The organism is Microtetraspora niveoalba, from assembly GCF_001570405.1.
Lineage (GTDB): Bacteria > Actinomycetota > Actinomycetes > Streptosporangiales > Streptosporangiaceae > Microtetraspora > Microtetraspora niveoalba.
This window is the reverse complement of record NZ_BBYM01000009.1, coordinates 1-13866: the sequence shown is the minus strand read 5'-3', so window position 1 is coordinate 13866 and position 13866 is coordinate 1. Positions and strand designations below refer to the sequence as shown.

14 protein-coding genes and 1 tRNA gene are annotated in these 13866 nt (G+C 70.5%); 11 read left to right on the top strand and 4 right to left on the bottom strand.

What is annotated here, in order from left to right; translation table 11 throughout:
• The gene (locus tag AWQ70_RS09090; protein ID WP_067172840.1) at positions 1 to 1593 is read left to right on the top strand and encodes a CotH kinase family protein; all 1593 of its coding nucleotides are present in this window, start codon (positions 1 to 3) and stop codon (positions 1591 to 1593) included.
• 44 nt (positions 1594 to 1637) lie between these two features.
• Here the strand turns inward: AWQ70_RS09090 and AWQ70_RS09085 are convergent, their stop codons facing one another.
• The 3 genes from AWQ70_RS09085 to AWQ70_RS09075 form a co-directional block, all read right to left on the bottom strand.
• Positions 1638 to 2096, bottom strand: a complete 459-nt coding sequence (locus AWQ70_RS09085; protein WP_218004470.1) for a MerR family transcriptional regulator — start codon at positions 2094 to 2096, stop codon at positions 1638 to 1640.
• Entirely contained in the window at positions 2093 to 2473 is a 381-nt protein-coding gene (locus AWQ70_RS09080) for a hypothetical protein (RefSeq protein WP_084516702.1), read from the bottom strand. Before AWQ70_RS09080 ends, AWQ70_RS09085 begins: the two co-directional genes overlap by 4 nt.
• Before the next feature lie 238 nt (positions 2474 to 2711).
• Positions 2712 to 2786: transfer RNA gene (locus tag AWQ70_RS09075), tRNA-Arg, on the bottom strand.
• Positions 2787 to 2906: 120 nt separating this feature from the next.
• On the opposite strand from AWQ70_RS09075, the gene AWQ70_RS09070 reads away from it, so the two are divergent.
• Together AWQ70_RS09070 and AWQ70_RS09065 are read left to right on the top strand one after the other, a co-directional pair.
• On the top strand, positions 2907 to 3299 hold the full coding sequence (locus AWQ70_RS09070) for a response regulator transcription factor (RefSeq protein WP_067172834.1): 393 nt from the start codon (positions 2907 to 2909) through the stop codon (positions 3297 to 3299).
• A gap of 2 nt (positions 3300 to 3301) precedes the next feature.
• Entirely contained in the window at positions 3302 to 3853 is a 552-nt protein-coding gene (locus AWQ70_RS09065; RefSeq protein WP_067172831.1) for a hypothetical protein, read from the top strand.
• Positions 3854 to 3862: 9 nt separating this feature from the next.
• On the opposite strand, the gene AWQ70_RS09060 is transcribed toward AWQ70_RS09065, so the two are convergent.
• Positions 3863 to 4567, bottom strand: a complete 705-nt coding sequence (locus AWQ70_RS09060) for an alpha/beta fold hydrolase (protein WP_067172828.1) — start codon at positions 4565 to 4567, stop codon at positions 3863 to 3865.
• Positions 4568 to 4679: 112 nt separating this feature from the next.
• Between AWQ70_RS09060 and AWQ70_RS09055 the strand changes: the two genes are divergently transcribed.
• The 8 genes from AWQ70_RS09055 to AWQ70_RS41950 all read left to right on the top strand — a co-directional run.
• Positions 4680 to 5252 (top strand): TetR/AcrR family transcriptional regulator, encoded by a 573-nt coding sequence (locus AWQ70_RS09055; protein ID WP_067172825.1) that lies wholly within the window; start codon positions 4680 to 4682, stop codon positions 5250 to 5252.
• 176 nt (positions 5253 to 5428) lie between these two features.
• Positions 5429 to 6094, top strand: coding sequence for a hypothetical protein (locus tag AWQ70_RS09050; RefSeq protein ID WP_067172822.1), 666 nt, complete (start codon positions 5429 to 5431; stop codon positions 6092 to 6094).
• 241 nt (positions 6095 to 6335) lie between these two features.
• Positions 6336 to 7637 (top strand): ABC transporter substrate-binding protein, encoded by a 1302-nt coding sequence (locus AWQ70_RS09045; RefSeq protein ID WP_245646860.1) that lies wholly within the window; start codon positions 6336 to 6338, stop codon positions 7635 to 7637.
• Between the two features lie 105 nt (positions 7638 to 7742).
• Entirely contained in the window at positions 7743 to 8726 is a 984-nt protein-coding gene (locus tag AWQ70_RS09040) for a carbohydrate ABC transporter permease (RefSeq protein ID WP_084516700.1), read from the top strand.
• A 39-nt stretch (positions 8727 to 8765) separates the two neighbouring features.
• Positions 8766 to 9587, top strand: a complete 822-nt coding sequence (locus tag AWQ70_RS09035) for a carbohydrate ABC transporter permease (protein ID WP_067172819.1) — start codon at positions 8766 to 8768, stop codon at positions 9585 to 9587.
• Positions 9584 to 10999: a GH1 family beta-glucosidase gene (locus AWQ70_RS09030; RefSeq protein ID WP_067172816.1), complete on the top strand. Its 1416-nt coding sequence runs from the start codon at positions 9584 to 9586 to the stop codon at positions 10997 to 10999. Before AWQ70_RS09035 ends, AWQ70_RS09030 begins: the two co-directional genes overlap by 4 nt.
• A complete protein-coding gene (locus AWQ70_RS09025) occupies positions 10996 to 11991 on the top strand; it encodes a LacI family DNA-binding transcriptional regulator (RefSeq protein ID WP_067172814.1) in 996 nt (331 codons plus the stop codon). Before AWQ70_RS09030 ends, AWQ70_RS09025 begins: the two co-directional genes overlap by 4 nt.
• A gap of 1555 nt (positions 11992 to 13546) precedes the next feature.
• Positions 13547 to 13866: hypothetical protein (locus tag AWQ70_RS41950; protein WP_157529966.1), on the top strand; the 320-nt coding region annotated here is incomplete at its 3' end.

Genomic DNA, 13866 nt, shown 5'->3' with positions numbered 1-13866 from the left:
ATGGCGCATCTCAAGCACCGGATCCCGGTCAGGCTCCGGCAGAACTGGAAGCTGGTCGCGACCTGCGCGGCGTTCCTCGCGATCTGCGCGGGTGTCTTCGGCAGCGGGACGATCCGCCCGTACGTGACCACCGTGCGCACCGCCTCGGCCGAGACCGCGACGCGGAACCTGACCGGGACGGTCGACCTGTTCGACACCTCGGTCCCGCACGAGGTGACGGTCACGTTCAGGGACGAGGCGTACCAGGACATGCTGAACGAGTACTTCAAGGACGGTGAGAAGAAGTACGTCGAGGCCGACGTGACCATCGACGGGACCACGATCCCGAGCGTCGGTGTCCGGCTCAAGGGCAACTCCACGCTGTCGGGGCTGACGTGGAAGGGCGAATCCCGCATGGGACGCCGCGGCGGCCAGGCGGCGGACGGGCAGCGTCCCGGGGGCGGGATGGGCGGCAGGTTCGGGGCGTCGCTGAAGGCGGAGGAGCCGGAGAACCTGCCGTGGCTGATCAGCTTCGACGAGTTCGTGGAAGGCCGCCGATACCAGGGCCACAGCCAGGTCGCCGTACGGCCGGCGGCCATGGGGTCGGCGACGCTGCTCAACGAGGCGCTGGGCATCGCGCTGGTCGGCGCGGCGGGCGAGCCCACACAGCGCTTCGCCTACAGCGCCTTCACCGTCAACGGCCGCTCCTCGACGCCCCGCCTCCTGGTCGAGTACCTCGACGAGGGATACGCCGCGGGCCTGGGCGACGGCGTCCTCTACAAGTCGCTGGCCGGCAGCACCTTCGCCTACAAGGGCGAGGACCAGACCGAGTACACCGCCGACTTCAAGCAGATCAACAAGCGCGGCGAGCGGGACCTCCAGCCGCTCATCGACCTGGTCAGGTGGGTGGAGGAGTCCTCCGACGAGGAGTTCGCCTCGGGGCTGGCCGAGCGACTGGACGTCGAGGCGTTCGGCCGCTACCTGGCGCTGCAGAACATCATGGTGAACTTCGACGACATGAGCGGGCCCGGCCGCAACTACTACATGTGGTACGACCTGGGCACGAAGAGGTTGCGGGTGATCTCCTGGGACCTCAACCTGGCCTTCAGCGGCGACGCCACCGTGGGCGTGAACGACACGGTGGGGATGGGCTTCGGCCGGGGAGGCGCACGACCGGACGGACAGCGCCCCGACGGGCGGGCGGGGCAGCAGGGACAGCCGCCCCAGGGGTTCGAACCGCCCGAAGGCTTCCAACCGCCGGGCGGGGCCGGCCCCGGCGGCGGCGATCCCGACGGTGGGGGGCCCGGCGGCGGGGGGCCCGGCGGCGGGGGGCCCGACGGGCCCGGCGGGCCGCGCACGGGCCACGCGCTGAAGGAGAGGTTCCTGAAGACACCCGCCTTCAAGAAGATCTACGAGGAGCAGTACCGCGCCCTCTTCCAGAAGCTCCTCGCCGGCGGAACCGCCTCGACGCTCCTGGACGGCATCGTGAATTCCTACAAGCTCAACGCCCGAGCCGACGCCACCGCGATCGATGCGGAAGCGGCCTCGCTCCGCACGATGCTTCGGACCCGCACCGAGACCCTGCGGTCCGACAAGGCCATCGCCGGCACCTGACCCGGCCGGACACGGCACTCGTCAGTAGCGGGTGCCCGCTCCGCTCAGCCCTCCTGGGGGATGTCGGGGGCACGGCCGCCTTCGGCCAGGTCGGCGAAGGGCAACGGGCAGTCGGGGCAGGTGCAGTGGGTCAGGCTGTCGCAGCCGGCGTCGACCACCTGTCCCAGTGCCGCACGGATGGTGGTCAGGTCGGTGATCTTCGCCTCCACTTCGGCGATCTTGACTTGGGCGCGGGCGCGCAGGTCCGGGGTGGGATGGCCGCGCCGTCCGGTGTCGAGGAGCTCCGCCACCTCCTCCAGGGTGAAGCCGAGCCGCTGGGCGGCTTTGATCACCGTCAACAGGGTGACGGTCTCGGGCGGGTAGGCGCGGTGCCCGCCCGGGCTGCGCGCCGGTTCGGCGATCAGCCCGCGGCGTTCGTAGTAGCGCAGGGTCTGCGGGTTGACTCCGGCCCGCGCGGCCACCTGCCCGCTGCGCAGGTACGGCCCGTCGATGTCCTTTCTCACGCCTGGCATCGTCCCGCCGCGGCGACCGGGCCGTTGAGGTCACCGCGCGTCGACCGCTCGGCCAGTGCGTCCAGCACTTCGATGTACTGCGGCGGAACCGCCACCTCCAGCGCCAGAGCGCCGTCGGCGACGGTGAGGGTGAAGGTGAAGAACGAGCAGCAGCCGTTCTCCCGCGCCGCCAGCTCGGCGGCCCGCGCGGCGGTGTCCGGGCTGAAGACGAGCTCCAGCCGCAGCCGCCCACGCTCGGGGCGCCGCACCGCCCGGACCGCCTCGGCGAACAAGGCGTCGAACTCGGCCACCCGAAGCGGCTGCTCGGCCGTGGGCAGGGTGCACGCCGCAGGAGCCCATCCCTGGTCAAGGGCGATGTCTTGGGTCACATCCCGACGGTAAGCCTGTACCCGGGTACCGGATGCAAGTCCTGACACCCCGGAGTCGTCGTGCGCTGTGTCCGCGGAGGTGCTCTCTCCGCGGGACGGGCGCGGTTCGTGCCGGTCGACCGCGGCCGGCGGCAGAGGCGGTCAGCGGGCGTCGACCACCGTCACCAGACGGCAAGGTCGCGATAGGCGCGGGACATGAAAAAAGACCAGCTCACATGGCATGTGGCTGGTCTCGTTGTGGTGCCCCCTGCAAGATTCGAACTTGCGCTCCCGGCTCCGGAGGCCGGTGCTCTATCCCCTGAGCTAAGGGGGCTCAACGAGAGATAAGGCTACCAGTTCGAGAGAGTGCTCGCGCACAACGATCTGGGCCGTCTTTGCGACGATCCGGGGAAATCCACGCGTGAACCCCCGGAGAGGGGTTAGCTTTGCGCCCGTGAACGACGTTCTGGGCCGTGTACTCGTGGTGGACGACGACGAGGTCATCAGGCAGCTCATCGCGGTCAACCTGACCCTGGAGGGGTTCGAGGTCGAGACGGCGTACGACGGGCAGGACTGCCTCGACCGCGTCCACGAGGTGGATCCCGACATCATCACCCTGGACGTGATGATGCCGCGCCTGGACGGGTGGGAGACCGCCACCCGGTTGCGTACCGATCGGAGCACCAGCCACATCAAGGTCGTGCTCATCACGGCCCGCGCCCAGGAGGACGACAAGCGGCGGGGCCTCGGCATCGGGGTGGACGCCTACCTGACCAAGCCGTTCGACCCGGCGGAGCTGATCGACGTCGTCCGCGAGCTCGCCGACGGGAACGCCCTATCGTCGTAGGTATGAAGCTGGCGGTATGGCGCGAATCGGGACCTGTTTCACGTGAACAGGCCCGTGAGCGTTTCCTCGAGGGCCCACCGGAGCCGGACGACGACTTCACCGACGCGTTCGCCGCGCTCTTCCCCGGTGAGCGGATGGACGACTTCCCTCCGGAGCGGATGGACGAGATCTCCAACGGCGTCTTCGCGCTCGCCCGGCAGCACGGTCTGGTCTGCTACGACCCCCAGCGCGACCTCGTGCTCAACCTCGATCCGCGCGGCGTGTATCCCCAGATGCAGATGCACACCGGCGACGGGATGACCGTGACGGACCCGGATCTGCGGCTGATCTCCGATGTGCTGGAGACGTTGTCGCCGCAGAACCCGTTCGTCGCGCTCGTCTGCTTCGGACAGCACTTCATGCAGGTGTCCCCCGGCTACGAGCTGGAGTTCAAGGAGGGCGGGGAGATGCGCGGCACCGTGACGTCCGACCTCGCCGAGGTGCGCCGCGCGATGCTGGAGTACGCCACCGGCGACCGGGCGTTCCTCCAGCGCCACGAATGGAAGCCGGTCTAGGCCCGGCGGCTAACCGGCGCGTACGGCGTCGGCCGCCCGGTCGAGGAACGCGGCCATCCGGTCGGGGGCGGCGAGCACGGTCAGGTGGCCGCGCCCCGAGATCCGGATGAGGCTGCCGTTCCGGCAGGCCCGCAGGAAGTCGCGTTCGTTCACCCGGAAGTGGTCGCGTTCCCCGTTGACCAGCCACACCCTCCCCGGATAGGCCGCCAGGGACGCCACCGGGTCCTCGGACGTCACGGCGTCGACCACCGACGGGACGACCTCGCACGATACGCCGCCCGCGACCATCGCCTCCCCCGCGGGCCCGGGCAGGGAGCGGCGGAGCATGTACGCGCTGACGCGGTCGGCCACGCGCGGGCCGGCGGCGGCGAGCCGGCCGACCAGCCGGTAGCCGTGGACGAAGGCGGCCGAGGGGCGGGCGGTGCATCCCATCGCGACCAGCCCGGCCACCATCGAGGGGTGCCGGGCGGCGGTCGCGATGGCGACGTAGCCGCCGAGGGACAGCCCGGCGACGAGCGCCCGCCCGCCCAGCTCGGCCACGCATTCCGCGACCACGTCGCAGGCCGCGTCCATGTCGAACGGCAGGCCGCGCCGGGAGCCGTGGCCGGGCAGGTCGGGCGCGGCGGACGGGCTCCGCAGCAGCGATCTCACGGGTGACCACATCGACCCGGAGACCCGGATCCCGTGGACGAGGACGACGGGCAGATCCGCCATGACACGACCTCCTGGTCACAAGAGCGAGCGAGAAACACAACGCAACGTTGCGTCGCAAGCCCCATCAAATCACAACGCAACGGTGCGTTGCGATGGCGATAGGGTGACGGGTATGGCACCGCGCAAGAAGGACGACATTCTCAACGCGACCCTGGAACTGCTGGCCGAGAAGGGCTACGAGGGCCTGACGATCGAGGGCGTGGCCGAACGGTCAGGGGTCAACAAGACGACGATCTACCGGTGGTGGCCCTCCAAGGCCACCCTGCTCGGCGCGGCGCTGATCGAGGCGCGGGCGCTCGACTTCGAGGTGCCGGACACCGGCTCCCTGCGCGGCGACCTCCAGGCTCTGATCGGGGGGACGGCGCGACTCCTCACCACCCCGCCCGCCTGCGACATCGCGGTCGCCGCGCTCGGGGCGGCCGTCGGCAATCCCGACCTGGCCGGGGCGACCCGCGCCTTCTTCGCCGACCGGTACGCCAGGGAGGCTCCCGTCTTCGAGCGCGCCCGGGCTCGCGGCGAGATCGGCGAGCACGTCGATCCCATGCTGGTCATGGACCTGCTGGCCGGGGCGGTCTGGCTGCGCGTGGTGTTCCGCGGGTTGCCGCTGGACGAGAGCTTTACCGGCGACGCGGTCAGGGTCGTACTCGGCGGGGTAGCAGCGGAGCCAGGCGCCCGCCGCGGATGATCGACGACGAACCACCGCGGGCCGTGGGCGCCCCGTCCGTGCCGCACGATCGCATGGCCGGACGAGCCCGAGCGCAGCCGGAGAACGACAACCCGAGCGCAGCGGAGACCCGAAAGGAGGGAGGGGCGACCTTCCCCGCCCCACACCGGTCAGGGAACGCCCGCCCCGGAATCCCGATGATCGATCACGAGTTCAGCCCGTCCCATCTGCCGTCCGAGTCACCGCCGCGACGCCGGCTCCGCCGCGGCCTCCTTCTCGGGGCCGCCGCCCTGATGGTCGCCGCCGGTACGGGCGCGGCCGCCACCGGGGCGCAGGCGAGCTCCCCCGCCGGGGCCGCGCACGGCTCGGCGCACGCGTCCGTCGCGTACCCGAGCTCCGCCCAGGCCGGCACACTCGGCCCGCTCGGCGCCGTGGGCACGGTCGCCGCCTTCGCCCAGCCGTCGCCGTCCCCGACCGGGCCCGCCGGACCTCCTGGACACGGCATGGAGGGCCCGCTCGGCTCCGTCCACGGCGAGCTGGTCGTCCCGAAGCGCGGCGGCGGCTACCAGACCGTCATCACGCAGACCGGGAAGGTGACCGCGATCAAGCAGGACTCCGTCTCGGTCAAGAGCACCGACGGTTACGCCCACACGTACGCGATCGACGACTCGACCCGCGTCTGCGCCGACCGCAAGGGGCTCAAGGACATCACCATCGGCGACACCGTCTGGGTGATCAGCCCGGGCAAGGAGAACAACTCTCCCGCCGCGCTGATCGTGAACCTCAGCCGTCCGCAGTGGCCGAGCAGGCAGGGGGGCGCGGGCTCCCCGGCCGCTCCTACGCCGTCGGAGTCGCCGTCCTGACCGACCCTCTGGCTCGATGAGGGATCCGGGCGGCCGCCGGAGGAGGTGTCCCTCCGGCGGCCGCCCGCCCCTGTTCCCCACCCCGGAGAACATTCGAGGGAGCGCTCTCACCGCCTCTCGCTACCCGGCCAGATAACGGAGATCGTTAGCGATCCAGCCCTTGACGCGTGCATGGAAGCGGCAGAACCTTGTCTGAGAGCGCTCTCTTCATGATCGTTTAATCAGGACCCGAGGAGGGTTCGTGGGCATCCCCCGCACGGGCCGCCGGATCCCCCGGCCGCTCGCCCCCATGCTCGCCGCCGCGCTGTTCGCCCTCACCGCGTGCGGTGGCGGCTCCTCCCCCGCGACCGGCGGCTCCGCCGCGCCCGCCGAGAAGATCAAGCTCACCGTCGGCCTGTTCGGCGACTTCGGCTTCAAACCCTTGTACGAGGAGTTCAGGAAGACCCATCCGAACATCGAGATCGAGGAGCGCCAGGCCGCCTACGCCGACCACCACACCAACCTCGCGGCGCACCTCGCCACCGGGGCGGGCGCCGCCGACGTCGAGGGCATCGAGGTCGGCTTCGTCAGCCAGTTCACCGCGCAGCCCGACCGGTTCCAGGACCTGCGTCAGTACGGGCTCGACAAGCGCCAGGGCGACTACCTCGACTGGAAGTGGCAGCAGGGCGTCGCGCCGAACGGCGCCGTCGTCGGCCTCGGCACCGACATCGGCGGCCTGGCCATGTGTTATCGCACCGACCTGTTCAAGAAGGCCGGGCTCCCGACCGGGCGCGACGAGGTGTCCGCGCTGTGGCCCACCTGGGACGGGTACATCGAGACGGGCAAGAAGTTCAGCGCCGCCTCCCCCGCGGGCACGAAGTTCTTCGACAGCCCCGGCGAGATCATGCGGGCGATCATCGCCCAGGCTCCCGTCGGCGTGTACGACGCGCAGGACAAGGTCGTCGTCGCCACCAACCCGGACGTGAAGAGGGCCTGGGACCTGTCGGTCCGGATGATCCAGGAGGGCCTCAGCGCCAAGATCGGCGCCTGGACGCCCGAGTGGAACACGGGCTTCGCCAAGGGGTCCTTCGCCACGATCATCTGCCCCGCCTGGATGACCGCGTACATCCAGGACCAGGCCAAGAACGCGGCCGGCAAGTGGGACATCGCCACCGTTCCGGGCGGCGCGGGCAACGCCGGAGGCACGCACCTGACCGTGCCCAAGCAGAGCAAGCACCCGAAGGAGGCGGCCGAGCTGGTCGACTTCCTGACCTCGGCCGACAGCCAGGCCGCCGTCTTCAAGGCGATCGGCAACTTCCCGTCGATCCCGGCGCTGTACGACCAGCCGGACATCCGGGACTTCACCAAGGACTTCTTCAACGGCGCGCCCGTCGGCAAGATCTACTCCGACGCCGCGAAGAACCTCAAGCCGCAACACCTCGGCCCCAAGGAGGGCGACGTGCGCACGGCGATCGGCAACGGCCTCGGCCGGGTGGAGCAGGGCAAGCAGGCACCCGAGCAGGCGTGGGCCCAGGTCCTCAAGGACGTCGAGAACGTCGGGTGACGGGGGCCGTCCCGGGGGTCCGCGACACCCCCGGGACGTTCCACCCCCGGCGGCCGCCCGAGCGGCCCCGGACCGACCCGTACGGACGGAACGAAAGGAGTCCCGATGCCCGTCGCCCATCGGGCGCCGAAACCCGAGAGCCCGCCCCGCGCACGACCGGCGGCGCCGTCCTCCCCGTGGCGGCACCGGCTGGACCGGACGGTCTCGCCCTACGCCTACGTCGCCCCCTTCTTCCTGCTCTTCGCCGCCTTCGGCGTCTTCCCGCTGATCTACACCGCGTGGGTCTCGCTCCACGACTGGAACCTGCTGAGCAGCGCCAACCCGTTCGTGGGCCTGGACAACTACGGGCGGCTGTTCTCCGACGGCTACTTCTGGAACGCGGCGTTCAACACGCTGTCGATCGGCGTCCTGTCCGCGGTGCCCCAGCTCGCGCTCGCGCTGGTGCTCGCCCACCTCCTCAACCGGCCGCTGCGGGCGCAGACGTTGTTCCGCATCACCCTGCTGCTGCCGAACGTCACCAGCGTCGTCGCCGTCGTGGTCATCTTCAGCCAGCTCTTCGGGCGCGACTTCGGCCTGGTCAACGCGCTACTGGACCTCGTCGGGATCGACCGCGTGTACTGGCAGGCCGACGTGGCCAGCTCCCACGTCGCCATCGCCATCATGATCATGTGGCGCTGGACGGGCTACAACGCGCTCATCTACCTGGCCGCGATGCAGGCCGTGCCGCGGGAGATCTACGAGGCGGCGACCATCGACGGCGCCTCGGCGGCGCGGCAGCTCTGGAGCGTCACGATCCCGATGATCCGCCCGACCGTCATCTTCACGGTCATCGTCACGACGATCGGCTCCATGCAGATCATCGCCGAGCCGCTGCTGTTCGGCGCGCAGGTGAGCAACGGCGCGGCGACCACGGGCGGCACCGACCGCCAGTTCCAGACGCTCGCCCTCTACCTGTACGAGAAGGGCTTCCGGAGCTTCGAGTTCGGCTACGCCTCGGCCGCCGCGTGGGTGATGTTCCTGCTCGTGGTGGTGGTCGTCGGGTTCAACTACCTGCTGGTCCGGAGGATGCGCGGAGGGCTCGATGTGTGACGGAACCGGCTCGGCGTGCTGGGGAACCGGGAGACGCGGATGAGATCCCGCCCCAAGCACCCCCTCGCCTATCTCACGCTGCTGGCGGTGGCGTTCTTCTCCGCCTTCCCCGTCTATTGGAGCGTGATCGTCGCCTCGCACGACAACGCGGCGATGGCCGAGATGCCGCCGCCGCTGCTGCCCGGCGGCAACTTCCTCGCCAACGTGTCCCGGGTCTTCGACACCGCGCCGTTCGCGCTCGCGCTGGTCAACTCGTTCGTCGTGGCGGGCACGATCACCGTGTCGGTGACGTTCTTCTCCACGCTGGCCGGCTTCGCGTTCGCGAAGCTGCGCTTCCGGGGGCGCGGCGCGCTCCTGCTGCTGACCGTGGTGACCATGATGGTCCCGACGCAGCTCGGCATCATCCCCCTCTACATGCTGATGATCAAGCTGGAGTGGACGGGGAAGCTGTACGCGGTGATCGTGCCCGCGCTGGTCAACGCGTTCGGCGTCTTCTTCATGACCCAGTACCTCGGCCGCGCGCTGCCGACCGAGCTGCTCGAAGCCGGCCGGATCGACGGGTGCGGCACCTGGCGGCTGTTCCGGCACATCGTCGTCCCCGCCGCGCGGCCCGCCGCCGCGGTGCTCGGGATGCTGACCTTCATGACGGCCTGGAACGACTACTTCTGGCCGCTGGTCGTCCTCACGCCCGACGACCCGACGGTGCAGGTCGCGCTGTCCCAGCTCGCCAGCGGGTACGTCCGCGACTTCACACTCGGGCTGACCGGGACGGCGGTCGCGACCCTCCCGCTCGTGCTCGTCTTCGTCCTTCTCGGCAAGCAGATCATCGGAGGAATCATGCAGGGGGCCGTCAAAGGATGAGCACCACGACCAGTGCGAACGGCGGGGAGCCCGGGCGGCTCGTGTTCCCGGACGGCTTCGTCTGGGGCGCCGCGACCGCGGCGTACCAGATCGAGGGCGCCTGCGACGAGGACGGCAGGGGGAGCTCCATCTGGGACGGCTTCTCCCGCCTGCCCGGCAAGGTGGCGGACGGCCACACCGGGGACGTCGCCTGCGACCACTACCACCGGTACGCCGACGACGTGCGGCTCATGGCCGGGCTCGGCCTGCGCGCCTACCGGTTCTCCGTCGCCTGGCCGCGCGTGCTGCCCACCGGCTCCGGCCCGGTCAATCCGCTCGGCCTCGACTTCTACGACCGGCTGGTGGACGAGCTCCTCGCGCACGGCGTCACGCCGTACCCGACGCTGTACCACTGGGACCTCCCCCAGGCGCTCGAGGACATGGGCGGCTGGACGAGCAGGGACGTCGCGTACCGGTTCGCCGACTACGCGACAGCCGTACACGCTCGGCTCGGCGACCGGGTCCGCACCTGGACGACGCTGAACGAGCCGTGGGTGGCGGCCTTCCTCGGCTACTGCTCCGGCGTGCACGCGCCGGGGCGGCGGAGCCCGGCCGCCGCCTTCCGGGCCGCGCACCACCTGCTGCTCGGGCACGGGCTGGCCGCCTCCGCCCTGCGTACGGCGGGCGCCGCCGAGATCGCGCTGGTCCTCAACCTCGCGCCGGTGATCGGACCGGACGGCGGTGAGGACGGGACGAGCGCCCCGGTAACCCTCGTGGACGGGCTGCTCAACCGGCAGTTCCTCGACCCCGCGCTGCGCGGACGCTATCCCGGCGACGTGCTGGACATCGCGGCGCGGCACGGCGGCCTCGGCCACATCGAGGACGGCGACCTGGAGATCATCCATCAGCCGATCGAGCTGCTCGGGATCAACTACTACAACCCGTCCTTCGTGTCCCCGGCGCCCGGCGCGCCCGCCTCCCGGGCCTTCCCCGGCAGCGAGGGCATCGGGTTCGACCCGCCGCCCGGGCCGACGACGGCGATGGGCTGGCCCATCGTCCCGGCGGGCCTGGAGTCCCTGCTGCTCAGGCTGTCCCGCGACTATCCCGAGGTGGGCCTGCTGGTCACCGAGAACGGCGCCGCCTTCGACGACGTCGTCCGGGACGGACGGGTGTGCGACACCGAGAGGATCGGCTACCTGGACGCGCACCTGCGGGCCGCCCACGCGGCGATGTCGGCCGGTGCGGATCTACGCGGTTATCTCGTATGGTCGCTGCTGGACAACTTCGAGTGGGCCTACGGCTACCACAAGAGGTTCGGCATCGTGTACGTCGACTACGCGACCCAGCGGCGCATCCCCAAGGACAGCGCGCTGTGGTATCGCGAGGTCATCAGCCGCAACGGCCTCTCCTACGGCGCTCAGGGGGACAGATGAAACGACCCACTCTGGAGGCGGTCGCCGCGCGTGCGGGGGTGTCGCGCGCGACCGTCTCCCGGGTCGTCAACGGCCAGGCCACCGTGACGCCGCAGATCAGGGAGGCCGTGCTCCGCGCGGTCGACGAACTGGGATACGTGCCCAACTCGGCCGCCCGCAGCCTGGTCACCCAGCGGACCGACTCGATCGCCCTGGTCGTGTCCGAGCCGCCGACCAGGGTCTTCTCCGAGGACCCGATGTTCTCCACGGTCATCAGGGCGGCCAGCCTGGAGCTCGAGGCCGCCGACCGGCAGGTCGTCCTCATGCTGGCGGGCTCGCCCAAGAGCCACGCGCGGATCGAGCGCTACATCGCGGGCGGCCACGTGGACGGCGTCATGCTGATCTCGATGCACGGCGCCGACCCGCTGCCCGCCGCGATCTGCCGCATGTCCGTCCCGATCGTCTCGTACGGCAGGCCCGCCGTGCCCGTGCCCCTGCCGTACGTGGACAACGACAACGTGGGCGGCGCGGAGAAGGCGGTGCGCCACCTGCTGGACAAGGGACGGCGGCGCATCGCGACGATCGCCGGGCCGCAGGACATGATCGGCGGCCAGGACCGGCTGGCCGGCTACCGCAACGTGCTCCGGGAGTCCGACCGCCGCTCCATCGTCGCGGTCGGCGACTTCACCCGCGAGTCGGGCGCGGTGGCCATGCGGCAGCTCCTCCGGGACGACCCCGGGCTCGACGCGGTCTTCGTGGCCAACGACCTGATGGCCGTCGGCGCGCTCCAGTCGCTGCGTCAGGCGGGCCGGCGGGTCCCCGACGACGTCGCGGTCGTGGGCTTCGACGACATAGAGGCGGCGAAGTTCACCGAGCCCCCGCTCACCACGATCAGGCATCCGTTCACGGAACAGGCGGCGGCGATGGTGAAGCTCCTGCTCGACCTCTTCCACGGCGGTCCCGCCGAGCCGGTGATCCTCCCCAACGAGCTCGTCATCCGCGAATCAGCCTGACCACGGCGCTGCGGCTTCACGCTCGACTCCTCGAACTCGGCCGCAGGTGCGGAGGAAGGCCCGATCCCGTCGGACGAGCCCGCCTCCCAGGACGCCGACCGGTAGCCGAGGTCCCCCGTCCGAGCCCGCCGCCCATCCGAGCCCGCCACCCGTCCGAGCCCGCCGCCCAGCCGAAGTCGCCTGCCGGGGCCGGTGACACGCGCCCGGCCACGGACGTACACCGGGGGACATGCGCGGACCAGGGACGTACACCGGACCGGGAGCGTGCGCCGAGCCAAACGCGTGCACCAGGCCAAGAGCATGCACCGGACCAGGGACGTACACCAGGCGGGGGGATGCCCGGACCATGGACGTACGCTCGCCGAAGCCCGGCGTGCCAGGGACGTACACCGCGCCAGGGCGCGCGTGCCGGGCCAAGAGCGTGCACCGGGTCAGGATCGTAAGAGCAGCCTCTTCGGCAGGCCGGGCATCAGTGCGGGAGCGCGCCGGGCGGCACGGCCGAACCACGAGGGCGGCTGTCTTCCGCCCCCGGCCGGCAGTACGGGGCCAAGGGGACCCGGTCAGGTGACCTCGGCCGTCGCCTCGTTCCCGGAACCCGGCGACAGAGCCGGGATAGCGCGCCGCAAAGCCCTTGGAGCGAATACGAGCGACCAATTTGCCCGATATTTCACGAAATATAATATCGATATTCTCCTCGAAATTCTTTACGAATTCGACTTGATTAGCGCCGACATCTCTGACATTATTCATACAGGCGTTCTAATCAAGGTCGGAGGTGGACATGACTCGGCTCTTCGAGTCCGCCGACTTCTTTTCGGAGAAGTCGCGCGACGATGACGAGTCCCGCCCCTGCGACACCGACTGGTGGGCCCGCGTCACCACCCTCGGCACCCCGCAAGCAGCGAAGACCTCCCAGAGGTGCGGCGCATTCACCTTCGACGACTTTCTCCCCCGCGTAGACAAAACCGGTCATCCAGCGCCGAATAACGCGCTTTCCTCAATTGCGGCACTCGCCCGCTCCCGGCGAGACGGAAACGGCTATCCGGAGTCGCATAGCGGGGTTCCCTCAAATGCGGCTCAGCCGCGTCCCGCTTCGGCCGCTTCCGCTCACGGCGCTGCGGCTTCACACTCGACTGCCTCGAACTCGGCCTCTGGCGCGGAGGGAGGCCCGGCAGCCACCGGCTATGACAGTTCCATAACCGGTGACGCGTCCGCCGGTGGTGGCTCTCCCGCCGACCGTGACGCGTCCGCCATTGGTGGTGCTTCCGTGGACGCTGACGGCGCTGGTGGTGACACTCCCGCTGGTGGCTCTTCCCCCGACCGAGACGCGTCCGCCGGTGATGGTGCGTCCATGTACGCTGACGCTTCCGTTTGTGGCGGCTCTTCCCCCAACCGTGGCGCTTCCGTGGGCGGTGACGTGTCCGCCGCCAGCGGTGGTGCTTCCCCTGACCGTGATGCTCCCGTCTGTGAGGGCTATTCCGCCGACCGGGAGGCGTCCGCCGCTGGTGGTGGTGGTAGTGGTGCTTCCTCCGGTGCGGATGCGGATGCTGGTGGGGTGTCGTGGCCGTTGGTCGCTCAGGTGCGGCAGGCCGCCTCCGCGCTTGCGGTAGCCGTGATGCCGGAGGAGGCGAGGGTGTGTCTGGCCGAGGCGGAGGACCTGCTGTACGCGCGGGATCGGCTGACCTCGGCGATCGCGGCACGGGTGGGCCGGGTGCACGCGGCCGGGGAGGCCAAGGGACACGGTCACGCCTCGACCCGATCCTGGCTGCGTTCGGCGGCGGGGATGAGTGTGGCGGGTGCGGGGCGGGTGCTGGCACTGGCGGTGGAGCTGGCCCGGCTGCCTACGGTGCGGGCGCGGTTCGCGCGGGGGAGTCT